Annotated in this window: 23 protein-coding genes and 1 riboswitch; of the genes, 6 read left to right on the forward strand and 17 right to left on the reverse strand. The window is 72.9% G+C overall.

Annotated elements, in window-relative coordinates; translation table 11 throughout:
• Nucleotides 1-41: 41 nt before the first annotated feature.
• The 7 genes from metB to DAA34_RS00575 all read right to left on the reverse strand — a co-directional run bounded on the left by metB (nt 42) and on the right by DAA34_RS00575 (nt 7,277).
• The gene (gene metB / locus DAA34_RS00545; RefSeq protein WP_199847386.1) at nt 42-1,253 is read right to left on the reverse strand and encodes a cystathionine gamma-synthase; all 1,212 of its coding nucleotides are present in this window, start codon (nt 1,251-1,253) and stop codon (nt 42-44) included.
• An 81-nt stretch (nt 1,254-1,334) separates the two neighbouring features.
• Nucleotides 1,335-1,453: riboswitch (SAM riboswitch) on the reverse strand.
• Between the two features lie 125 nt (nt 1,454-1,578).
• On the reverse strand, nt 1,579-2,151 hold the full coding sequence (locus DAA34_RS00550; RefSeq protein ID WP_106817158.1) for a general stress protein: 573 nt from the start codon (nt 2,149-2,151) through the stop codon (nt 1,579-1,581).
• A gap of 80 nt (nt 2,152-2,231) precedes the next feature.
• On the reverse strand, nt 2,232-3,431 hold the full coding sequence (locus DAA34_RS00555) for an acyl-CoA dehydrogenase family protein (RefSeq protein WP_106817159.1): 1,200 nt from the start codon (nt 3,429-3,431) through the stop codon (nt 2,232-2,234).
• A gap of 115 nt (nt 3,432-3,546) precedes the next feature.
• Complete coding sequence (locus tag DAA34_RS00560) at nt 3,547-4,395, reverse strand: L,D-transpeptidase family protein (protein ID WP_234354044.1); 849 nt, start codon at nt 4,393-4,395, stop codon at nt 3,547-3,549.
• Nucleotides 4,396-4,500: 105 nt separating this feature from the next.
• Nucleotides 4,501-5,169: a L,D-transpeptidase family protein gene (locus DAA34_RS00565; protein ID WP_106817160.1), complete on the reverse strand. Its 669-nt coding sequence runs from the start codon at nt 5,167-5,169 to the stop codon at nt 4,501-4,503.
• Between the two features lie 129 nt (nt 5,170-5,298).
• Nucleotides 5,299-6,168, reverse strand: a complete 870-nt coding sequence (locus DAA34_RS00570; protein ID WP_106817161.1) for an HpcH/HpaI aldolase/citrate lyase family protein — start codon at nt 6,166-6,168, stop codon at nt 5,299-5,301.
• Between the two features lie 5 nt (nt 6,169-6,173).
• Nucleotides 6,174-7,277, reverse strand: a complete 1,104-nt coding sequence (locus tag DAA34_RS00575) for an HpcH/HpaI aldolase/citrate lyase family protein (RefSeq protein ID WP_106817162.1) — start codon at nt 7,275-7,277, stop codon at nt 6,174-6,176.
• 119 nt (nt 7,278-7,396) lie between these two features.
• Here DAA34_RS00575 and DAA34_RS00580 point away from each other — a divergent pair, with 119 nt between their 5' ends.
• From DAA34_RS00580 to DAA34_RS00590, 3 genes are read left to right on the forward strand one after another with little or no spacing between them, the layout of a single operon-like run.
• Nucleotides 7,397-8,743: a magnesium transporter MgtE N-terminal domain-containing protein gene (locus tag DAA34_RS00580; RefSeq protein WP_106817163.1), complete on the forward strand. Its 1,347-nt coding sequence runs from the start codon at nt 7,397-7,399 to the stop codon at nt 8,741-8,743.
• Complete coding sequence (locus DAA34_RS00585) at nt 8,736-9,296, forward strand: DUF1003 domain-containing protein (RefSeq protein WP_106817164.1); 561 nt, start codon at nt 8,736-8,738, stop codon at nt 9,294-9,296. The genes DAA34_RS00580 and DAA34_RS00585 overlap by 8 nt, the downstream gene beginning before the upstream one ends.
• A gap of 59 nt (nt 9,297-9,355) precedes the next feature.
• On the forward strand, nt 9,356-10,498 hold the full coding sequence (locus DAA34_RS00590; protein WP_106817165.1) for an Mrp/NBP35 family ATP-binding protein: 1,143 nt from the start codon (nt 9,356-9,358) through the stop codon (nt 10,496-10,498).
• A gap of 46 nt (nt 10,499-10,544) precedes the next feature.
• Here the strand turns inward: DAA34_RS00590 and DAA34_RS00595 are convergent, their stop codons facing one another.
• The 4 genes from DAA34_RS00595 to sigE are packed head-to-tail and all read right to left on the reverse strand — an operon-like array spanning nt 10,545 to nt 13,291.
• Nucleotides 10,545-10,970, reverse strand: coding sequence for a Sec-independent protein translocase family protein (locus DAA34_RS00595; RefSeq protein ID WP_106817166.1), 426 nt, complete (start codon nt 10,968-10,970; stop codon nt 10,545-10,547).
• A gap of 14 nt (nt 10,971-10,984) precedes the next feature.
• Entirely contained in the window at nt 10,985-12,229 is a 1,245-nt protein-coding gene (locus DAA34_RS00600) for a S1C family serine protease (protein ID WP_106817167.1), read from the reverse strand.
• A gap of 55 nt (nt 12,230-12,284) precedes the next feature.
• Nucleotides 12,285-12,668 carry a hypothetical protein gene (locus DAA34_RS00605; protein WP_106817168.1) on the reverse strand — a complete coding sequence of 128 codons (384 nt, stop codon included), beginning with the start codon at nt 12,666-12,668 and terminating at the stop codon, nt 12,285-12,287.
• Nucleotides 12,668-13,291, reverse strand: coding sequence for an RNA polymerase sigma factor SigE (gene sigE, locus DAA34_RS00610; protein ID WP_106817169.1), 624 nt, complete (start codon nt 13,289-13,291; stop codon nt 12,668-12,670). Before sigE ends, DAA34_RS00605 begins: the two co-directional genes overlap by 1 nt.
• A 123-nt stretch (nt 13,292-13,414) precedes the next feature.
• Here sigE and DAA34_RS00615 point away from each other — a divergent pair, with 123 nt between their 5' ends.
• Nucleotides 13,415-14,047 (forward strand): O-methyltransferase, encoded by a 633-nt coding sequence (locus tag DAA34_RS00615; protein ID WP_106817170.1) that lies wholly within the window; start codon nt 13,415-13,417, stop codon nt 14,045-14,047.
• 10 nt (nt 14,048-14,057) lie between these two features.
• Here DAA34_RS00615 and DAA34_RS00620 read toward each other — a convergent pair whose 3' ends face one another.
• Both DAA34_RS00620 and DAA34_RS00625 read right to left on the reverse strand, forming a co-directional pair.
• Entirely contained in the window at nt 14,058-14,438 is a 381-nt protein-coding gene (locus DAA34_RS00620) for a hypothetical protein (RefSeq protein WP_106817171.1), read from the reverse strand.
• A gap of 145 nt (nt 14,439-14,583) precedes the next feature.
• Nucleotides 14,584-14,757 carry a DUF3117 domain-containing protein gene (locus DAA34_RS00625; RefSeq protein ID WP_106817172.1) on the reverse strand — a complete coding sequence of 58 codons (174 nt, stop codon included), beginning with the start codon at nt 14,755-14,757 and terminating at the stop codon, nt 14,584-14,586.
• Between the two features lie 143 nt (nt 14,758-14,900).
• On the opposite strand from DAA34_RS00625, the gene DAA34_RS00630 reads away from it, so the two are divergent.
• Nucleotides 14,901-15,707: an enoyl-CoA hydratase/isomerase family protein gene (locus DAA34_RS00630; protein ID WP_106817173.1), complete on the forward strand. Its 807-nt coding sequence runs from the start codon at nt 14,901-14,903 to the stop codon at nt 15,705-15,707.
• Here the strand turns inward: DAA34_RS00630 and DAA34_RS00635 are convergent.
• The 4 genes from DAA34_RS00635 to dapE are packed head-to-tail and all read right to left on the reverse strand — an operon-like array spanning nt 15,694 to nt 18,358.
• A complete protein-coding gene (locus DAA34_RS00635) occupies nt 15,694-16,161 on the reverse strand; it encodes an SRPBCC family protein (protein WP_106817174.1) in 468 nt (155 codons plus the stop codon). The two genes, DAA34_RS00630 and DAA34_RS00635, sit on opposite strands and share 14 nt — an antisense overlap.
• A complete protein-coding gene (locus DAA34_RS00640; protein ID WP_199847387.1) occupies nt 16,112-16,480 on the reverse strand; it encodes a DivIVA domain-containing protein in 369 nt (122 codons plus the stop codon). The genes DAA34_RS00635 and DAA34_RS00640 overlap by 50 nt, the downstream gene beginning before the upstream one ends.
• Entirely contained in the window at nt 16,470-17,234 is a 765-nt protein-coding gene (locus DAA34_RS00645; RefSeq protein WP_234354045.1) for an LOG family protein, read from the reverse strand. Before DAA34_RS00645 ends, DAA34_RS00640 begins: the two co-directional genes overlap by 11 nt.
• Before the next feature lie 17 nt (nt 17,235-17,251).
• Nucleotides 17,252-18,358, reverse strand: coding sequence for a succinyl-diaminopimelate desuccinylase (gene dapE, locus DAA34_RS00650; protein WP_106817175.1), 1,107 nt, complete (start codon nt 18,356-18,358; stop codon nt 17,252-17,254).
• A 70-nt stretch (nt 18,359-18,428) separates the two neighbouring features.
• Here dapE and dapD point away from each other — a divergent pair, with 70 nt between their 5' ends.
• The gene (gene dapD / locus DAA34_RS00655; protein ID WP_106817176.1) at nt 18,429-19,361 is read left to right on the forward strand and encodes a 2,3,4,5-tetrahydropyridine-2,6-dicarboxylate N-succinyltransferase; all 933 of its coding nucleotides are present in this window, start codon (nt 18,429-18,431) and stop codon (nt 19,359-19,361) included.
• The last annotated feature ends 8 nt before the right edge of the window (nt 19,362-19,369 follow it).

A 19,369-nucleotide genomic window follows, 5' to 3' on the forward strand; every position in this document is an offset into this window, starting at 1 on the left:
CGACCGCTGAGTCCGCGGCGAACCAGAGCAGCCGAACCGGCTCAGGTCGTCGCGTCGGCCGCGCGGTCGAGCGCCGCGACGAGGTCGGCGACGAGGTCGGCGGGGTCCTCGATCCCGATCGAGAAGCGCAGCAGGCCCTCGCCGATCCCGGCCGTCTCCCGCGCCTCAGCGGTCATCGACGCGTGGGTCATCGTCGCCGGGTGCGCGACCAGCGACTCCACCCCGCCGAGGGACTCGGCGAGGCTGAAGTAGCGCAGCCCGTCGAGGAACGCCCGGACCGCCGGCTCGCCCCCGGACAGCTCGACGCTGAGCATCGCGCCGAACCCGTCCTGCTGCCGGGCGGCGATCTCGTGACCGGGGTGCTCGGGCAGGGCAGGGTGGTTGACCCGCGCGAGCGCCCGGTGCCCGCGGATCGCCTCGAGCACGGCAGCCGTGTTCTCCTCGTGCTGCCGCAGCCGGACGTGGAGGGTCCGCAGGCCCCGCAGCGTCTGGTAGCTGTCGAACGGGCTGCCGGTGAGGCCGAGGACGTTGGCCCACCACGCCATCTGCTCGTGCAGCTCGGCGGTCGCGCTGACCACCGCGCCGCCGACGACGTCGCTGTGCCCGTTGAGGTACTTCGTCGTCGAGTGGACGACCACGTCGCAGCCGAGCTCGATCGGCCGCTGCCACACCGGGGACAGGAAGGTGTTGTCGGCGACGACGAGCGCCCCGACCTCCTTCGCGGCGGCGGCGACCTTCGCGACGTCGGTGATCCGCAGCAGCGGGTTCGAGGGGGTCTCGAGCCAGACGACCTTCGGGGCCTGCTCGGCACCCAGCGCGGCGGCGACGGCCTCCTCGTCGGTGAAGTCGACGCTGATGACGGTGAAGTGCTCCTTCGCGCCGAGCGAGTCGAAGAGGCGCCACGTGCCGCCGTAGCAGTCGTGCGGGAGCAGGACGGTGCCCCCGGGCGACAGGAGGGCGTGCACGGCGATGGTGATCGCGCCCAGGCCCGTCGCGGCGACGACGCCGCCGGCCCCACCCTCGAGGTCGGCGAGCGCGTCGCCGAGCAGGTCCCGGGTCGGGTTGCCGCTGCGGGTGTAGTCGTACTTCCGGGGTTCGGCGAAGTCGGCGAACGTGAAGTTGCTCGACAGGTGCAGCGGCGGCACGACCGCGCCGAACTGCGTGTCGGACTCCAGCCCCGAGCGGACGCCGCGGGTCATGCCCGAGCCGCGGGTCGCGTCAGTGGTGGTGGGGTTCGTCTCGCTCGTGGTCATCGGGTGCACCTTTCCGTGGTTCGAGGGGCGCCTCGACCTGCGGGTACCGGGTGCATCGCGACGACCGCGGGGGCCGCTCGCGATCCATCTGCCGGCCGGTCCGAGGACCACCGCAGGACTTGGCACCGTGACCGCGGATCGCTCCGCGGGTGGTTGCCCCGGCGTCGTCGGGCCTGTCCCTCAGCCGGTCGTGATGGATGTCGGGAGCACCGTACAACCGGCACCACCCGCAGGCGAAACCCGGGTCCGGCACCCGGACACACCAGCAGACGGCGAGGCCCCGCGCGCCGTGGTGGCGTGCGGGGCCTCGTCACGGGTCGGCCGGTCAGACCCGCGGCTGGCCCGGCCCCCCGGACTGCTGCGGCCGGGCGGCCTCCTGGGCGGCCCGGATCCTCTCCTGCGCCGCCGCCCGAGGGTCGAGCTTCGCGAGCAGCTCCCGGCCCATCGCCGCGTGCTTGTGCTCGGTGAGCACCTCGTACCGGGTGGCGACGACCTGGCTGACCGACGTGAAGTCACGGCGGCCGCGGGTCACGGCATAGCCGATCGCCGCCCAGACGATGCCGAAGACCGCACCGGTGAGCACGGTCGACAGCAGGATCGCGAGGATCGGGCCCTCGTCGAAGAGCGAGAGGATCACACCGATGAACAGACCGAGCCACATGCCCGACAGCGCGCCACCGGCGATGACGGAGCCCCACGTCAGCCGGCCGGTGACCCGCTCGATCTGCTTGAGGTCGGTGCCGACGATCATCACGTCGGCGACGGGGAACTCGTGGTCGGCGAGGTGGTCCACCGCGCGCTGGGCGTCCTCGTAGGCGTCGAACACCCCGAGGCTCATGGGGTAGGCGAGGCGGAGACGGGAGGTCGGCAGGGACGCTGCGGTCGTCTGGGCGGTCATGCCCCGATCCTCTCAGAGAACGTCGGAACCCCGCACCGTTCGGTGCGGGGTTCCGACGTCCGGGGCTCCGGCGTGCGGGCTCAGCCCTTGAGCTTGTAGTCCTTGAGCAGCGCCTTGCCGATGATCATCTTCTGGATCTCCGCCGTGCCCTCACCGATGAGGAGCATGGGCGCCTCACGGTAGAGCCGCTCGATCTCGTACTCCTTCGAGTACCCGTAACCACCGTGGATGCGGAAGCTCTGCTCGACGACGTCGGCGCAGTACTCGGCGGCGAGGTACTTCGCCATCCCGGCCTCGAGGTCGTTGCGCTCGCCGCGGTCCTTGAGCTTGGCGGCCTTGACCATCATCTGGTGCGCGGCCTCGACCTTCGTGCCCATGTCGGCGAGCCGGAAGAGGATGCCCTGGTGCTCGGCGATCTTCTTGCCGAAGGTCTCGCGCTGCTGGGCGTAGGAGATGCCGAGCTCGAACGCACGACGGGCCAGGCCGCACGCGCGCGCGGCGACGTTGACGCGACCGACCTCGACGCCGTCCATCATCTGGTAGAAGCCCTTGCCCGGCTCGCCGCCGAGGATCTGGGCCGTCGTGGTCTTGTGGCCCTCGAGGACGAGCTCGGTCGTGTCGACGCCCTTGTAGCCCATCTTCGCGATCTTGCCCGGGACGGTGACGCCCTGCGCGGTCTCACCGAAGCCCGACTCCTTCTCGACGAGGAACGTCGTCATGTTCTGGTGCGGCCGCTCGCCCCCGAGGTCGGTCTTGACGAGGACGGCGACGAGGTTGGCGGAGCCACCGTTGGTCAGCCACATCTTCTGGCCGGTGATCGTCCACTCGTCGCCCTCGCCCTGGACGGCCTTGGTCCGGATGCCGGCAACGTCGGACCCCAGGCCCGGCTCGGACATCGAGAACGCGCCCCGGATCTCACCCGTGGCCATGCGGGGGAGGTAGCGCTGCTTCTGCTCGTCCGTGCCGTGCTTGAGGAGCATGTAGGCCACGATGAAGTGGGTGTTGATGATCCCGGAGACGCTCATCCAGCCGCGGGCGATCTCCTCGACGCACAGCGCGTAGGTGAGGAGCGACTCGCCGAGACCGCCGTACTCCTCGGGGATCATCAGGCCGAAGATCCCCATCTCCTTCATCGCCTCGACGATCTCGGTGGGGTACTCGTCCTTCGCCTCGAGCTCCTGGGCGACGGGAATGATCTGCTCCTCGACGAACTCCCGGACGAGCTTGATCAGCTCGGTCTGCTCCTCGGTGAGGCCGTCGGTCGTCTGCAGTCGGGACATGCGGTGGTTCGCCGCCTTCGGGTCGGGGATGGGGCTGCCTACCAGTATCCCGCGTCGACCGCGGCCATCGGAAGGCTCCCCGCGGTGACATCGACCACCGCCAGGCCCCGGGGCGTCAGTCGTGGACGAGCACCCGGCTGCCGACCGGCATGAGGTCCTTCGCCCAGATCATGTCCATCGCCGCGTTGCTCAGCCGGGCGCAGCCGTGCGAGGCGGGGTACCCGGGGATGTACGGGGCACCGTGCACCGCGTACCCGCCGTTGAAGTAGCGCGGCCGGTACAACGTCCCGAGCGGCCCCGTGTCCGGACCGTTCACCGTGCGACCGACCCGGTAGTCGCCCCGGGGGGTGTACGCGACCCGGGTCTCGCCCTGACTGACGTACGTCTCGCCCGAGGCCGTGCTCGTGTTGAACGTCATGGCGACGCGGCCGTCGCGGACGACGAGCAGCAGCTGGGAGCTGATGTCGATCTCGACGAGATCGCCCGAGGCCGTCGTCGTCGGGCGGACGCCCTCGGCGAGCGCCTTCATCGTCTTGCTGCCGGCCACCCCGTCGGGCGCGAGGTCGGCTGCCTTCTGCAGCGCGAGCACCGCCTGGGAGGTCAGCTCGCCGTACGTGCCGTCGGCCTTCCCGTTCCAGTACCCGAGCTCGGTCAGACGCTTCTGCAGGCGGATCACCCGGGCCCCGCGGTCGCCCGGCCCCAGCGGCGTGCGGCCGACCGTCGTCGCGGGTGGGGATGCCTGGACCTCCGGGACGTCGCCGCCGGTGGACGAGGTCGACGACGTCCCGGTCGGGCTCGAGGTCCCCGTGATGCGGTCCCATGCGGCAGCGTCCGTCGATGTGCTGCCCGCGACGGCCGCGCCGCCGATCCCGACGCCCACGGCAAGCGCTCCCCCGAGCGCAGCCTTCGCCAGCCGTGCCGTCATCCCCATGATGAATCCGGTCCCCTCGTCCTGCCCGGGCATGCCCCGTCGTCCAGTATCACCCGATCCGACGCCGACGCGCCGCATCCGGTTGCCCGGGCGGCCCCGGTCGTTGCCGACCTGTGACCGCGCCCGGGGGTCGACCGGTCAGTAGATCCAGATCTGGCGGCCGATCGGCGCGAGGTTGTGCGCCCAGATGAAGTCGATCGCCTTGTTGTGCAGGCGGGCGCACCCGTGGGAGGCCGGGTAGCCGGGGATCGAGCGCGACCCGTGGATCGCATAGCCACGGTAGAAGTACCGCGGCCGCCACAGGGTCCCAAGCGGCGACCGGTCCATCCCGTTGATCGCGCGCTGGAAGCGCCAGCGCCCGACCGGCGTCGGCGTGCTCGGCGCTCCGGTGCTCGTGTTGAAGACCCACGCGACGCGACCGTTGACGACCGCGATCATCACCTGGCGGCGCTTGTTGACCTCGATGATGCTGCCGCTCTTGGTCCGGGCGACCGGTCGGGTGATGCTGTCGAGCGCCCGCCACGTCGCCGGGCCGCAGATGCCGTCTCGGGTCAGGCCCCGCATCTTCTGGAACGCCATGACCGCCTGCGCGGTCGTCGTGTCGAAGTAGCCGGGGTAGCGCCGGTCGAGCCAGTAGCCGTGGCTGTAGAGGCGCCACTGGAGCTTGCGCACCCACTGGTTGCGCGAGCCGACGCGCAGGGTGGGGCGGGTGACGGCGGCCGCGGGATCCATCCCGGTCGCGACGAGCGCGCCGGTGACGGTGGCAGCGCCAGCCCCGCGCAGGAGGACTCGACGGGACAGGCTCATGGCGGTCACTTCTCTCGATCGGCTCAGGACGGGTACTCGGTTGCGGCCGTCCACCCCGTCGGACGCGGCAGCGGCCGGTCCGGCGGCACCGTCAAGGATGCCACGAACCGGCCGCTGCGAGGGGCGCGGTCAGGCCGTGCGCGAGATGATCGCCTCGTGGGTCGCGAGCACGCGGCGGGCGATGTCGACGTGGAGGTTCTCGATCATCTTGCCGTTGTAGGTGACGACGCCGGTGCCGGCGCCCGCCTCCCACGCCTGCAGGATCCCGCGGGCCTCCTCGACGTCCTTCTCGCTCGGGGCGTAGGTCTCGTTGCAGACCTCGACCTGGCCGGGGTGGATGAGCGTCTTGCCGTCGAAGCCCATCTCGCGGCCCTGCCGGCACTCGGCGGCGAAGCCCTCGGCGTCCTTGACGTCGTTGTAGACGCCGTCGAGGATCGCGACCCCGGCCTCGCGGGCGGCGAGCAGCGCCCACGAGAGCGACGTGATCAGCGGGGTCCGACCCGGGACGTGCGCGGCCTGGAGCTCCTTGACGAGGTCGTTCGTCCCCATGACGAGGACGGCGAGCCGGTCGGAGGCGGCGGCGATCTCGCGGGCGTTGAAGATCGCCTGCGGGGTCTCGACCATCGCCCACAGCCTCGTGTGCTCGGGCGCGCCGGCCTGCTTGATCGCGGCGACGAGCTGGCGGACCTCGTCCGCGGTCCCGACCTTCGGCACGACGATCCCGGCGGGGCCGGCCTTCGCGGCCGCGGCGAGGTCCTCGTCGTGCCACTGCGTGCCGATCCCGTTGATCCGGATCGTCAGCTCGCGCTCGCCGTACTCGCCGGAGGTGACGGCGGCGCAGGCGGCCTCTCGGGCGGCCGGCTTGTCGTCCGGCCCGACGGCGTCCTCGAGATCGAGGATGAGCGCGTCGACCGGGAGGGTCTTGGCCTTCTCCAGGGCGCGGGCGTTGCTGCTCGGCATGTAGAGGACCGAGCGGCGGGGGGTGTACTCGTTCGTCATGGCGCTCAGCCCTTCGCGTTGTCGGTGTTCTCGGTGGTCTCGGGCGTCGCGTAGAGCTCCGCCAGCTCGGGGTCGTTGGCCGACAGTCGGTCGGCGAGCTCGAGGATGACCAGGCACTGCTTGAGGCTCGCGTCGTCCTCCATCTTCCCGTCGAGCATGACGGCGCCGGTCCCGTCACCCATCGCCTCCTTGACGCGGCGGGCGTGCGCGACGTCCTCGGCCGAGGGGGAGAAGACCTTTTTCGCGATGGCGATCTGCACGGGGTGGAGGGTCCACGTGCCGACGCACCCGAGGAGGAAGGCGTTGCGGAACTGGTCCTCGCACGCGACGACGTCCTTGATGTCCCCGAACGGGCCGTAGTACGGGAAGATCCCGTGCATCGCGCACGCGTCGACCATGCGCGCGATCGTGTAGTGCCACAGGTCCTGCTGGAAGACGGTGCGCTCGGCGTCGTACTGCGGGGCGCCGTCCGCGTCCTTCGGCGGGTCCTGGCGAACGAGGTAGCCGGGGTGGCCGCCGCCGACGCGCGTCGTCTTCATCCGCCGGTCGGCCGCGAGGTCGGCCGGGCCGAGCGAGATGCCCTGCATCCGGGGGCTCGCCCCGCAGATCGCCTCGACGTTCGCGACACCCCGCGCCGTCTCGAGGATCGCGTGGACGAGGATCGGCCGCTGCAGGCCCGCCTTCGCCTCGAGCTGGGCCAAGATCCGGTCCACGTAGTGGATGTCCTCGGGGCCCTGGACCTTCGGGACCATGATCACGTCGAGCTTGTCGCCGATCTGCGTGACGAGCGTCGTGAGGTCGTCGAGCACCCACGGGCTGTCCAGCGCGTTGACCCGCGTCCACAGCTGGGTGTGCTCGCCGAAGTCGGTCGCCTTGGCGATGTCGACGAGGCCCTGCCGGGCCGCCTCCTTCTTGTCGGCCTTGACGGCGTCCTCGAGGTTGCCCAGGAGGACGTCGACGGTCCCGATCATGTCCGGGACCTTCGCGGCCATCTTGGGGTTGCTCGGGTCGAAGAAGTGGATCATCCGGCTCGGGCGGGCCGGCACCTCTCGGACCGGTGCCGGAGCACCCACCGCGAGGGGGGCGAAGAAGTCCTTGGCGCTGCGCATGGTCGACCTTCCGGTGCGGGGACGAGGATCCGCTCGAACGTAGCAGCGCACCCGCGCCGCCCGCCGTGACGGCCCGCACGGCGGACCGCTCGACTTGCGCGCGTCGTTAGCCTTGCCGCGTGAGCGCCCCCACCCGTGTCTACGTCGCCAGGCTGGCCAGCCTTGACGTCTTCGACCCGCTCGGGGACCGCGTCGGCCGGGTCCGGGACGTCGTCGTCACCTTCCCGCCGAAGCGCCGCCCGCGGGTCATCGGGCTCGTCGTCGAGGTCCCCGGACGTCGCCGGGTCTTCGTCCCCATGACGAGGGTGACCTCGGTCGAGGGCGGCCAGGTCATCACGACCGGGCTGGTGAACATGCGCCGGTTCGAGCAGCGGCGCACCGAGACCCTCGTCCTCGCGGAGCTCGTCGAGCGCCCCGTCACCGCCCTCCAGGACGGCGAGCTCGTCGCCGCGACGGTCGAGGACGTCGCGATCGAGCGTGGCCGGACGCGGGACTGGGAGATCGTGCGGGTGTTCTGCCGCCTCGGGCGCTCGCGCACGACGCTGTCGCGGCTCTCCCGGCGGCGTGGCGACACCTTCGTCGTCCCGGTCGAGGACGTCACGGGCCTCGCCGCGACCCCGGGCCAGCAGTCCGCCGACCGGCTCATCGAGTCGTGGGGCGACCTCAAGCCCGCCGACATCGCCGAGCAGATCCACGACCTCTCGCCGCAGCGCCGCGCCGAGGTCGCCGCCGCGCTCGACGACGACACGCTCGCCGACGTCCTCCAGGAGCTGCCGGAGGACGACCAGGTCGAGATCATGGCGACCCTCAAGCAGTCCCGCGCCGTCGACGTCCTCGAGGCGATGGAGCCCGACGACGCCGCCGACCTCCTCTCCGAGCTCACGCCCGAGAGCGCCGAGAGCCTCCTGCGTCTCATGGAGCCGGCCGATGCCGGCTCGCTGCGCCGCCTGCTGTCGTACGACGAGAACACCGCCGGCGGTCTCATGACGACCGAGCCGGTCATCCTCGGCCCGGACGCGACCGTCGCGGAGGCGCTCGCCGTCGTCCGGCGCGAGGAGATCTCCCCCGCGACGGCCGCGGCCGTGTACGTCTGCCGGGCGCCGCACGAGACCCCGACGGGCAAGTACCTGGGGATGCTCCACATCCAGCGTCTGCTCCGCGAGCCGCCGCACGCCGCGGTCGGCGACTTCCTCGACAAGGACATCGAGCCGGTCGCCGTCGACGTCCGCATCGGCGAGGTCACCCGGACGCTCGCGACGTACAACCTCGTCTCGCTGCCCGTCGTCGACGAGGACCAGCGCCTGCTCGGCGCGGTGACGGTCGACGACGTCCTCGACCACATCCTCCCCGAGGACTGGCGCGAGGACCGGCACGAGGAGATCTCCGAGGACGACATCGACCCCGACCAGGACGAGCCGGGCGCGGCGCCCGCGCGGGACGGAGCGAGCGTGGTGACCCGTGGCTGACCGTCCCTCCTCCCGGCTCGACCAGCCGCTGCCCACCCGTCGGCGGTTGATCCGGCGCCCGTCGGTGTTCTCCGAGGAGGCCTTCGGGGTCCTGTCCGAGCGGTTCGCGCGCTTCATGGGGACCCCGACCTTCCTCATCTGGATGTCGGTCTTCGTCGTCGTGTGGCTCGCGTGGAACACCTTCGCGCCGGAGTCGGTCCAGTTCGACCCGCGCTCGCTCAACTACACCCTGCTCACGCTCATCCTCAGCCTGCAGGCGAGCTACGCCGCGCCGCTCATCCTCCTCGCGCAGAACCGGCAGGACGACCGCGACCGGGTCGCCATGGAGAGCGACCGCGTCCAGGCCGAGCGCAACCTCGCCGACACCGAGTTCCTCACCCGCGAGGTCGCCGCGCTGCGCCTGGCCCTCCGTGATGCCGCCACCCGCGACTTCGTCCGGTCCGAGCTGCGCTCGCTGCTCGAGGAGATGGAGGAGCGTGGCCTCGAGGTCCGCCGTCGCGAGGGCGTCGAGGACGGGACCTCGGACACGCCGGAGAGTCGCGACCCGCGCTGAGCGTCCGCACCCCCGGGGTCGGGCCGGACGGTGGACCCGGACGACCTACGATGGCCGCCATGCCCGAGTCGACCGTTCCCACCCAGGACCAGCTGCACGCGGCCCTCGCGACCGTCATCGATCCCGAGATCCGCAAGCCGATCACCGAGCTGGGGATGGTCGAGAGCGCCGAGGTCGACGCCGACGGCCGCGCCACCGTGAAGATCCTCCTCACCGTCGCCGGCTGCCCGATGAAGCAGACCCTGACGAAGGACACCGAGGCCGCCGTGCGTCGCCTGCCCGGGGTCACCGACGCCACCGTCGAGCTCGGGGTCATGGACGAGGAGCAGCGGGCCGCCCTGCGTCAGCACCTGCGCGGTGGCCAGGCCGAGCGCGAGATCCCCTTCGCCAAGCCCGGCTCCCTCACCCGCGTCTACGCGATCGCCTCCGGCAAGGGCGGCGTCGGCAAGTCCTCGATCACGGCCAACCTCGCGGCCGCGCTCGCCGACGAGGGGCTCAAGGTCGGGGTCGTCGACGCCGACGTCCACGGGTTCTCGATCCCCCGGATGCTCGGGGTCGAGCACCGGCCGACGCAGGTCGACGACATGATCCTGCCGCCCGTGGCCCACGAGGTGAAGGTCATCTCGGTCGGGATGTTCGTGCCCGGCAACCAGCCCGTCGTCTGGCGCGGCCCGATGCTGCACCGCGCGCTCCAGCAGTTCCTCGCCGACGTCTTCTGGGGCGACCTCGACGTCCTGCTGCTCGACCTCCCGCCCGGCACGGGGGACATCGCGATCTCCGTCGCCCAGCTCATCCCGGGGGCCGAGATCCTCGTCGTCACGACCCCGCAGCAGGCCGCGGCCGAGGTCGCCGAGCGTGCCGGGTCGATCGCCGTCCAGACCCATCAGCGGATCGTCGGCGTCGTCGAGAACATGTCGTGGCTCGAGCTCCCGGACGGCTCGCGGCAGGAGATCTTCGGCGCCGGCGGCGGTCAGCGCGTCGCCGAGTCCCTCACGCGGACGATCGGCGCGGACGTGAGCCTCCTGGGCCAGGTCCCGCTCGACACCCGCCTGCGCGAGGGCTCCGACACCGGCACCCCCGTCGTCCTGGGCGACCCGACGAGCCCGGCGGCGGTCGCCCTGCGCGGCGTGGCCAAGGGCCTGGCCCAGCGCTCCCGTGGCCTCGCGGGACGCTCGCTCGGGCTCTCCCCCAGCGGCCGCTGATCAGCGGCCGCCGCACGCGCGGCGCGCCGTCCCGTGACTCGAGGCCTCAGGTGGCCTCGATGTCGTAGGGCACCGCGAGGTCGGGGTCGTACGACGTCGACCGCGTCGGCACCGCGTGCGCGGCGGCGTCGTCATCCGCGTCCTGCGCCGACATCCCCGTGGCCCCCGCGGTCGCGGCGGTCCCGACGGCCGTCGCTCCGACAGCCGTGGCCCCGGGCGATGGCTCGAGGAGGGCCTCTCGGACGATCCGACGCGGGTCGTACTGGCGCGGGTCGTACTGGCGCCAGTTGATGTCCTCGAACTCCGGACCCATCTGGTCCTTGATCTGGCCCTTGGCGTCGTTGGCCATGTCCCGGACCCGCACGACGAGCCGGGCGAGCTTCGCGGCGTACTCCGGCATGCGCTCGGGGCCGAGGACGACGACGGCGAGGACGACGAGGACCACCATCTCCCAGCCGTTCATGCCGAGCATGCGCGTGTTCTCCCTCAGTCGCCGGATGCCTCGAGGGTCATCTTGACATCCTTCTCGGCACCCCCGCGCCGGATGGTCAGGGCGACGGTCTCCCCGACCTTCCGCGAGCGGATGAGCACGACGAGCGCGTCGGGGCTCGAGACCGGCCGGCCCTCGAAGGCGGTGATGACGTCCCCCGGCTCGATGCCGGCCTTGGCCGCCGGCCCGGACGCCTCGACGGCCTCGGGGCGGTCGAGGACCCGGACGCCCTCCCCGGAGTACTGGAGATCGAGCTGCACGCCGATGACGGGGTGCACCGCCCTGCCCGTACGGATGAGCTCATCCGCGATGCGGACGACCTGGTCGCTGGGGATGGCGAACCCGAGGCCGATGCTCCCGCCCTGGCCGCCCGAGGCGCTCGGCAGCTGGGCGATCGCCGAGTTCACGCCGATGACCCGACCGTCCATGTCGAGCAGCGGGCCACCGGAGTTGCCCGGGTTGATCGCCGCATCGGTCTGGATCGCGTTGAGGTACGAGCGGTCGTCGTCCCGCCCCGCGGTCACGGGACGGTCCAGCGCGCTCACGATCCCGGAGGTGACCGACCCCGACAGCCCCAGCGGCGCACCGACGGCGACGACCTCGTCGCCGACGACGACGTCGGAGGATCGTCCCATCGTCACCGGCTGCAGCCCCTCCGGGTCGACCTCGAGGACCGCGAGATCGTAGGAGGCGTCGCGACCGACGACCTTCGCATCGAGCTGCTCGCCCTTCGAGGTCTGGACGGTGACCCTCCCGCCGTCCGCCGCCGCGGCGACGACGTGGTTGTTGGTCACCACGTGCCCCTGCCGGTCGAGGACGAAGCCGGACCCGACGCCCTGCTCCCCCGATCCGCTCGCCCGGATGGTCACGACGCTCGGGACGACCTCATCGGCGATCCGCGCCACCGACCCGGCGGTGCTGGACCCGGCGCCGGACGGCCGCCCGGACGCCACGCTGACGCTCGTCGTGCCGGCGTCGTCGTCCTGGTCCTCCAGCCAGCCGCCGGTGTACCCGCCGAGCAGGCCGGCGACCGTCGCCGAGGCGACGGCCATCGTCAGCGCGCCCGCCCAGCCCGGGCCGCGTCGTGCGCGGGGCGCCGCGGTGGCGCGCGCGGGCGGCGTCGAGGTCGCGTGCGCGGGCGGCGTGGAGGGTGCAGGCTCGGTCACCGGCAGCGGCGTCGTCGCGCCGGTGGGGATCTCCTGCGTGGGGTCGTGCGGGCGGGGCTCGTCAGTCTCGGGCACGGGGCGATTGTGCCGGGCGGACCAAGGCTGGTTCTCGGGAGGCGTCGTCATGGGCTCAGCACCACCCCGAGGGACCGGAGGAGCACCGCAGCCGGGCCGGACGGACGTCGACGGCTCCCGCCGGCCCCGCACCGCCGGCAGGGCGCGACGGGGCAACCGTCGGGCCGGCCGGGGCGGGCGATCCCTGGGGCACCGCGACGCCTGCGACCCACGCCGCGGCGACCGACGAGGCGCCGACGACGATCGCGCACACCCCGGCCCGGACCGGGGACTGGTGCGCCGGCGGCTCGCCCGGCGCCACGCGCGGGAGGGCATCGTGCGGACGGTCGACGATCGGACGCCCCGGGTCCTCCGCGAGCGCCAGCAGGCGGGCGACGAGCTCCTCCCTCGGCTCGGGCCCGGCCACGGCACGGGGGGTGGGGACGGTCGGCGCGCTCATCAGATCCCCGCCAGACGGACGGTCGGCAGCGTCGAGACCGGCGTCGAGGGACGGGTGCGGGTCCCGCGCCGCGGGCTCGTCGACCGGGCCGGGTCGCGGTGCGCGAGCGCCTCGCGCAGGCGCGCGCGGCCGCGGTGGATCCGCGAGCGCACCGTGCCGAGCTTGATGCCGAGCGTGGCGCTCACCTCCTCGTAGGTCAGGCCCTCGATGTCGGAGAGGACGACGGCGGCGCGGAACTCCGGGGGGAGGGCGTCCAGCGCGCGCTGCACGTCGTCGTCGAGGGTCGCGTCGAGGACTGTCTGCTCCGGGCCACGGCCCGTGCTCGGCAGCCGCGCCGAGGACTCCTCGCTCAACGCGTCCATCCGGATCCGCTGGCGGCGGCGGGCGCGGTCGAGGAAGGCGTTCGTCGTGATGCGGTGCAGCCAGCCCTCGAAGGTGCCGGGCTCGTACGTGTGCAGGCTCCGGAAGACCTTGACGAAGACGTCCTGGGTGAGGTCCTCGGCGTCGTGGACGTCTCCGGTGAGGCGGTACGCGAGCCGGTAGACCCGGCCGGAGTGCTCGCCGACGATCTCCTCCCACGACGGGGCCGACCACGTCGTGGGTGTGTGCTCCGCTCTCTGCACTGCATCCTCCTCGGCCCGGGACCGGCCGCTCGCTGCGCCGGGCGCTCCGCCCGGCCTGCGCCATCGTCACGGGAGCCCCTGTGAGGCGGCTGGGACCGGGCCGTCGACGTAGGGTGTGCCGCCATGAGCGCGTCACGAGCGGCCAGCTGGGCCCATGCCGAGTCCTTCGTCGAGGAGGCGCCGGTGGTGGAGCGCGCCCGCCGGGACGGCGAGCGTCTCGGGGCCGCGCCGGTCGGGACGGGGACGGGCGCGGCGCTGCGGGTCATCGCCGCCATGCTCCGCGCACGGCACGTCATCGAGATCGGTACGGGCGCGGGCACGTCGGGGGCGTGGCTCCTGGACGGCATGCCGTCGGACGGGGTCCTCACGACGATCGACGTCGAGCCGGAGCACGCGAGCCGCGCGCGCCGCACGTTCGCCGAGGCCGGGATTCCGCCGCAGCGGACCCGGGTGATCACCGGCCGGGCGCTCGACGTCCTGCCCCGGCTCAACGACGGCGCCTACGACCTCGTGCACGTCGACGCCGACACGGAGGGATACCCCGAGTACGCCGAGCACGGCATCCGGCTGCTGCGACCGGGAGGGGTCCTCGCGCTCGAGAACATGCTGTGGCACGACACCGTCGCCGACCCGGCCTCCCGGGACGCGACGACCGTGCTGCTGCGCGACCTGGGCAAGAGCCTCCGGGACGACGAGCGTCTCGCGAGCGCCCTGCTGCCCGTCGGGGGCGGGCTCCTGGTCGCGGTGCGGCGCTGAGGCCGAGCCGTCAGTCGTCGCTGTCCATCGACCCCGGGCCGGGGCCGCGGCGGAACCCGGCCGGGCCCTCCGCGATGGCGACGACCTCGAAGTCCTCGATGCTGACCGGGGCCGAGCCGATGATCTGCGAACCCGGGGAGTCGGCCGCGCCCTCGACGAACTCGTCGCGGAACAGGTCGCGCTCACGCGCGGAGTCGAAGACGTAGGTCCCCTCGAACCACTCCCCCTCCCGCATCCGCCACGTCTTGAAGCCGAGCCCGTCGAGGAACATGAACTTCGCCATCGAGGTCCCGACGACGTACTCGCGCAGCCGGTCCGCGACGTCGGTCGGCGCATCGGCGAGGGACCAGCGGACCGCGAGCCCGTAGCCGGCGTTCATCGAGTGGTTCATGACGGCCTTCCGAGAGGGGATGGACCGGCACCGTAGGCCGACGCGCCGCGTCGCCGGTGAGCCGTGTCACGATGCGGTCTGGGGAACGACCACGGGCCCCGACCGAGCACGTCGGTCGGGGCCCGGCGTCCGGGGCGTCAACGGATCACTTGAGCCCGTCGCAGCTGTCGATCGCCGCGCCGAGGGCGCGGACCTCGTCCGGCGTCATCTCGACGACGAGCCGTCCGCCACCCTCCAGGGGCATGCGCAGGACGATGCCGCGTCCCTCCTTGACGACCTCGAGGTCGCCGTCTCCGGTCCTGGGCTTCATCGCCGCCATCGTCTGTCCTCCATCGTGCCGGGCATCACCGGTCCCGACGCGTTGCGCGACGGGTCTGACGTCCATTATCGCCCGACGCCGGCCGCCCGGCGAAATCAGGTGCCGACGACCGCCGACGCCGGGTCCTCGGGGAGGATGGGTCCATGAGCGAGAACGCAGCCACCTCCCCCGTCCGCCTCGACCGGGCGGGCGCCGTCGCGACCGTCGTCCTCGACCGGCCTGAGGCGATGAACGCCCTCGACACCGCGACGAAGGACGGGCTGCTCGACGCCCTGCGCGAGGTCGCCGAGGACGGGACCGTGCGCGTCGTCGTCCTCACCGGCGCCGGGGATCGTGCCTTCTGCGTCGGGCAGGACCTGCGCGAGCACGCCGCCGGGCTCGCCGACCCCGACACCGACCTCGGCTCCACGGTCCGCGAGCACTACAACCCGATCGTCGAGCTGCTGTCGACGATGCCGAAGCCGGTCGTCGCAGCCGTCAACGGGGTCGCGGCGGGCGCGGGGGCGGCGTTCGCCTTCGCGTGCGACCTGCGGATCGCAGCCGACACCGCGGCGGTCAACCTCGCGTTCGCCGGGGTCGCGCTCTCGTGCGACTCCGGGGCGAGCTGGACGCTGCCACGCCTCGTCGGTGCCGGGCGCGCGCTCGACCTCCTGCTCCGCCCGCGGACGATCTCGGCGGCCGAGGCGCTCGACCTCGGCATCCTCACCGAGGTCGTCCCGGCGCCCGAGCTGTCCGACCGGGTGGCGCAGGTCGCCGCCGAGCTCGCCGCCGGGCCGACCCTCGCCTACGCCTCGATCCGCGCCGCGGTGCGCTTCTCTGCCACCCACGGCCTGGCCGAGTCCCTCGAGAACGAGGCGCGGGGCATGGACCGCACCGGGGCCAGCGCCGACCACCGCGAGGCCGTCGCTGCCTTCCTCGAGAAGCGCCGCCCGGAGCTCACCGGCCGCTGAGGACCTCGGTGTCCATCCCCGCGTCGGCCAGCAGGCGGTCGACGACGCGACCGAAGACCACCGATCCGGCCCGGGCGAAGACCCGACGGCTGACGGCCTGCGTGCCCGGCACCCGGAGCGCGAGCGTCTCCCGCCACGTCAGGAGCGTCCCCGACGGGCGTCCGACGACGAGGATGTCCGCGTGCCCGGAGAGGAACCCCGTCTTCAGCAGACGGGCGCTGCCGGGGCACCCCGGAGCCGGCGGCCGCCACTGCCGCACGAGCATCGCGTCGTCGAGGACGAGCGGCCCGAGCCGGGTCAGGGCGTGGACGGTCGACCCGACGACGACCGGGTCGGGCATCCTCACGGTCGTCAGAGGCACGTACCGCCCGTGCGCCCCCAGGTCGGTGACGACGTCCCAGACGTCATCGGGCGGCGCCTGGACCAGGCGACGCAGCACGAACTCGGTCGGCACCGGGGTCCTCCTCTCGGGACGGGTCGGTCCCGGCGCGCAGCCGGGCGATGAGGCGGTCGCGGTCTGCGATCTCGCCCTGGAGGCGGTCGAGCACACGGTCGACCTGGTCCATCCGGTACCCGCGCAGCGCCGTGTCGAAGGCGATGACGGGCACGTCCCCGGCGGTCACCGGGCCGTCCGGCAGGCCCTCGTCCGGGACGGTCGAGGTGGCCGGCGCCATCGGGTCGTACGGCAGCCGACCGGCGAGCAGGGCGCCGATCACCCCGAGGACGACGATCGCGGCGGCACCCAGGACGACCCAGACGACCTCAGGCCCCATCGTCGATCACCGCGGCGAGCCGGGCCGCCTCCTTCGGGTCGTCCGTCACCTGGATGAGCGCGAGGTCCTTCTCGGACACCACCCCGGCAGGCAGGAGCGTGCTGCGGAACCAGTCGAGCATCCCGCTCCAGAACTCCGTCCCGACGAGGATGATCGGGAAGGAGGTGACCTTGCCCGTCTGGACGAGGGTCACGGCCTCGAACAGCTCGTCGAAGGTGCCGAACCCGCCGGGCAGGACGACGAAGCCCTGGCTGTACTTGGCGAACATCGTCTTCCGGGCGAAGAAGTATCGGAAGTTCACGCCGATCTCGACGTACTCGTTGAGGCCGGACTCGAAGGGCAGCTCGATCCCAAGACCGACGGAGGTGCCACCAGCCTCGAGGGCGCCCTTGTTCGCCGCCTCCATCGCGCCGGGGCCGCCGCCGGTGATGACGGCGTACCCCTGCTCGACGAGCGCGTCGCCGAGCCGGACGCCGAGGTCGTACGTCGGGGAGTCCCGCGGCGTGCGGGCGGAGCCGAAGACGGAGATCGCCGGGCCGAGCTCGGCGAGCGCGCCGAACCCCTCGACGAACTCGGCCTGGATGCGCATCACCCGCCACGGGTCGGTGTGCACCCAGTCGCTGGGGCCCCGGCTGTCGAGGAGGCGCTGGTCCGTCGTCGTGCCGGGGACCTTCGACCCCCGGAGGGTGACCGGGCCCTTGAGGTGGGTGTGCCGGCGGCGCGCGGGCTCGGGGGGCGGCGGCTGGATGCTCATGCGGGCATCCTTCCCCATCACGCGAGGACCCACCGCACGAGCGCGGACGCGCACGAGCGCAGCTGGTCCACCGGCACGTGCTCGTCGTCGTGGTGCGCCAGGCCGGGGTCACCGGGCCCGAAGTTGACGGCCGGCATCCCGAGCGCGGTGAACCGGGCGACGTCGGTCCAGCCCTCCTTCGGCCCGACCTCGACCCCGAGCCCGTCGACGAGGGCGCGGGCGGCGGGCCGGTCCAGGCCGGGGCGGGCACCCGGGGCGAGGTCGGTGACGACGAGCTCGTGGTCGGGGAAGAGCCCCCGGACGTACGCGAGCGCCTCCTGCCCGTCCCGGTCGGGCGCGAAGCGGTAGTTGATCGTCACGACGCACTCGTCAGGGATGACGTTGCCCGCGATCCCGCCGCGGATCCCGACCGCCTGCAGCCCCTCGTGGTACGTCAGGCCGTCCACCTCGACGACGCGTGCGAGGTGCTGCGAGAGCAGGGCGAGCACGTCGGCCGCGTCGTGGATCGCGTTGTGCCCCTTCCACGGTCGCCCGGAGTGCGCGGCGGTGCCGGTGAGCGTCAGCTCGACCCGCAGCGTCCCCTTGCAACCGCCCTCGATGGTGCCGCCCGTCGGCTCGAGGAGGACCGCGAGGTCACCGGCGAGCAGGTCGGGGTCCGACGCGACGAGGTGGCCCAGGCCGTTGTGCTCGCTCGCGATCTCCTCCGCGTCGTACAGGACGACGGTGAGGTCCCGTGGGATGGACCGTCCGGCGGAGAGCGCCTCCTCGACGGCCTGGACGACGGCGAGCTGGACGGCCACCCCGCCCTTCATGTCGACGGTGCCGCGCCCCCACAGGACCTCCGCCCCGTCCCGGTCCTCGCGGCGGGTGGGCAGGTTCGGCGGGTCGGCCAGGGGCACGGTGTCGACGTGCCCGGCGAGGACGACGCGCTCCGGGGCCCCGGTGTCCGTCCGGGCGACGAGGACGTTCCCGCGCCGGGTGACCGACCAGCACGACAGCGCGGCCAGGGCCGCCTCCAGAGCGTCGACGAGGGGCCCCTCGTGGAGGCTGACCGACTCCGCGTCGCACAGGGCGGCAGCGAGGTCGACGACGTCCGCGGACAGGTCGAGGCGGGCGATCGGCATGCCGGCCACTCTACGGACGCCCCGCCGCCCGATTCGTGGTCCGCCCGTGCCCTCCTTACCCTTGGGCACCATGACGAGCGACGCACGCACCGCCTGGGGCCACGGCCTCGCCACGACGACCGACACCGGCCAGGTCCTCGACACGTGGTTCCCCGCGCCCGCCCTCGGCGCCGCCGACGGCACCGCCGCCCCGGCCGAGCTCGCGGCGCTCGTGACCACCGACGGGGCCCGTGGGGTGCGCACCGCGGTCGTCACCATCGAGATCGACCTCGACGCCGCCCCCGCCTCCACGAGCGACGCGTACCTGCGCCTGCACCTGCTCTCCCACCGTCTCGTCGAGCCGAACACGATCAACCTCGACGGCCTGTTCGGGGTGCTGCCGAACGTCGTGTGGACCGATCGCGGCCCGTGCGCCGTCGAGGGCTTCGAGTCGACGCGCGCTCGGCTGCGGGCGACCGGGCACGTCACCGTCCTCTCGGTCGACAAGTTCCCGCGGATGGTCGACTACGTCACCCCGTCGGGCGTGCGCGTGGCCGACGCGGACCGGGTCCGGCTCGGGGCGCACCTGGCCCCCGGCACCACCGTCATGCACGAGGGCTTCGTCAACTTCAACGCCGGCACGCTCGGCAGCTCGATGGTCGAGGGACGGATCAGCCAGGGCGTCGTCGTCGGCGACGGCTCCGACATCGGTGGCGGCGCGTCGACGATGGGCACCCTGTCCGGCGGCGGTACCCAGCGCGTCTCGATCGGTCGGCGGTGCCTCGTCGGCGCCGAGGCGGGCGTCGGCATCGCGCTCGGTGACGACTGCGTCGTCGAGGCCGGCCTCTACCTCACGGCCGGTACGAAGGTGACGATGCCCGACGGCTCCGTCGTCAAGGCCCGGGACCTGTCCGGGGCGAGCAACGTCCTCTTCCTGCGCGACAGCGTGAGCGGGACGGTCCTCGCCAAGGAGCGTGAGGGCCACGGCATCGTCCTCAACGACGCCCTCCACGCGAACGACTGAGCCTCCCG

This window comes from Janibacter massiliensis, assembly GCF_900289115.1.
GTDB classification, from domain to species: Bacteria; Actinomycetota; Actinomycetes; order Actinomycetales; family Dermatophilaceae; genus Janibacter_A; species Janibacter_A massiliensis.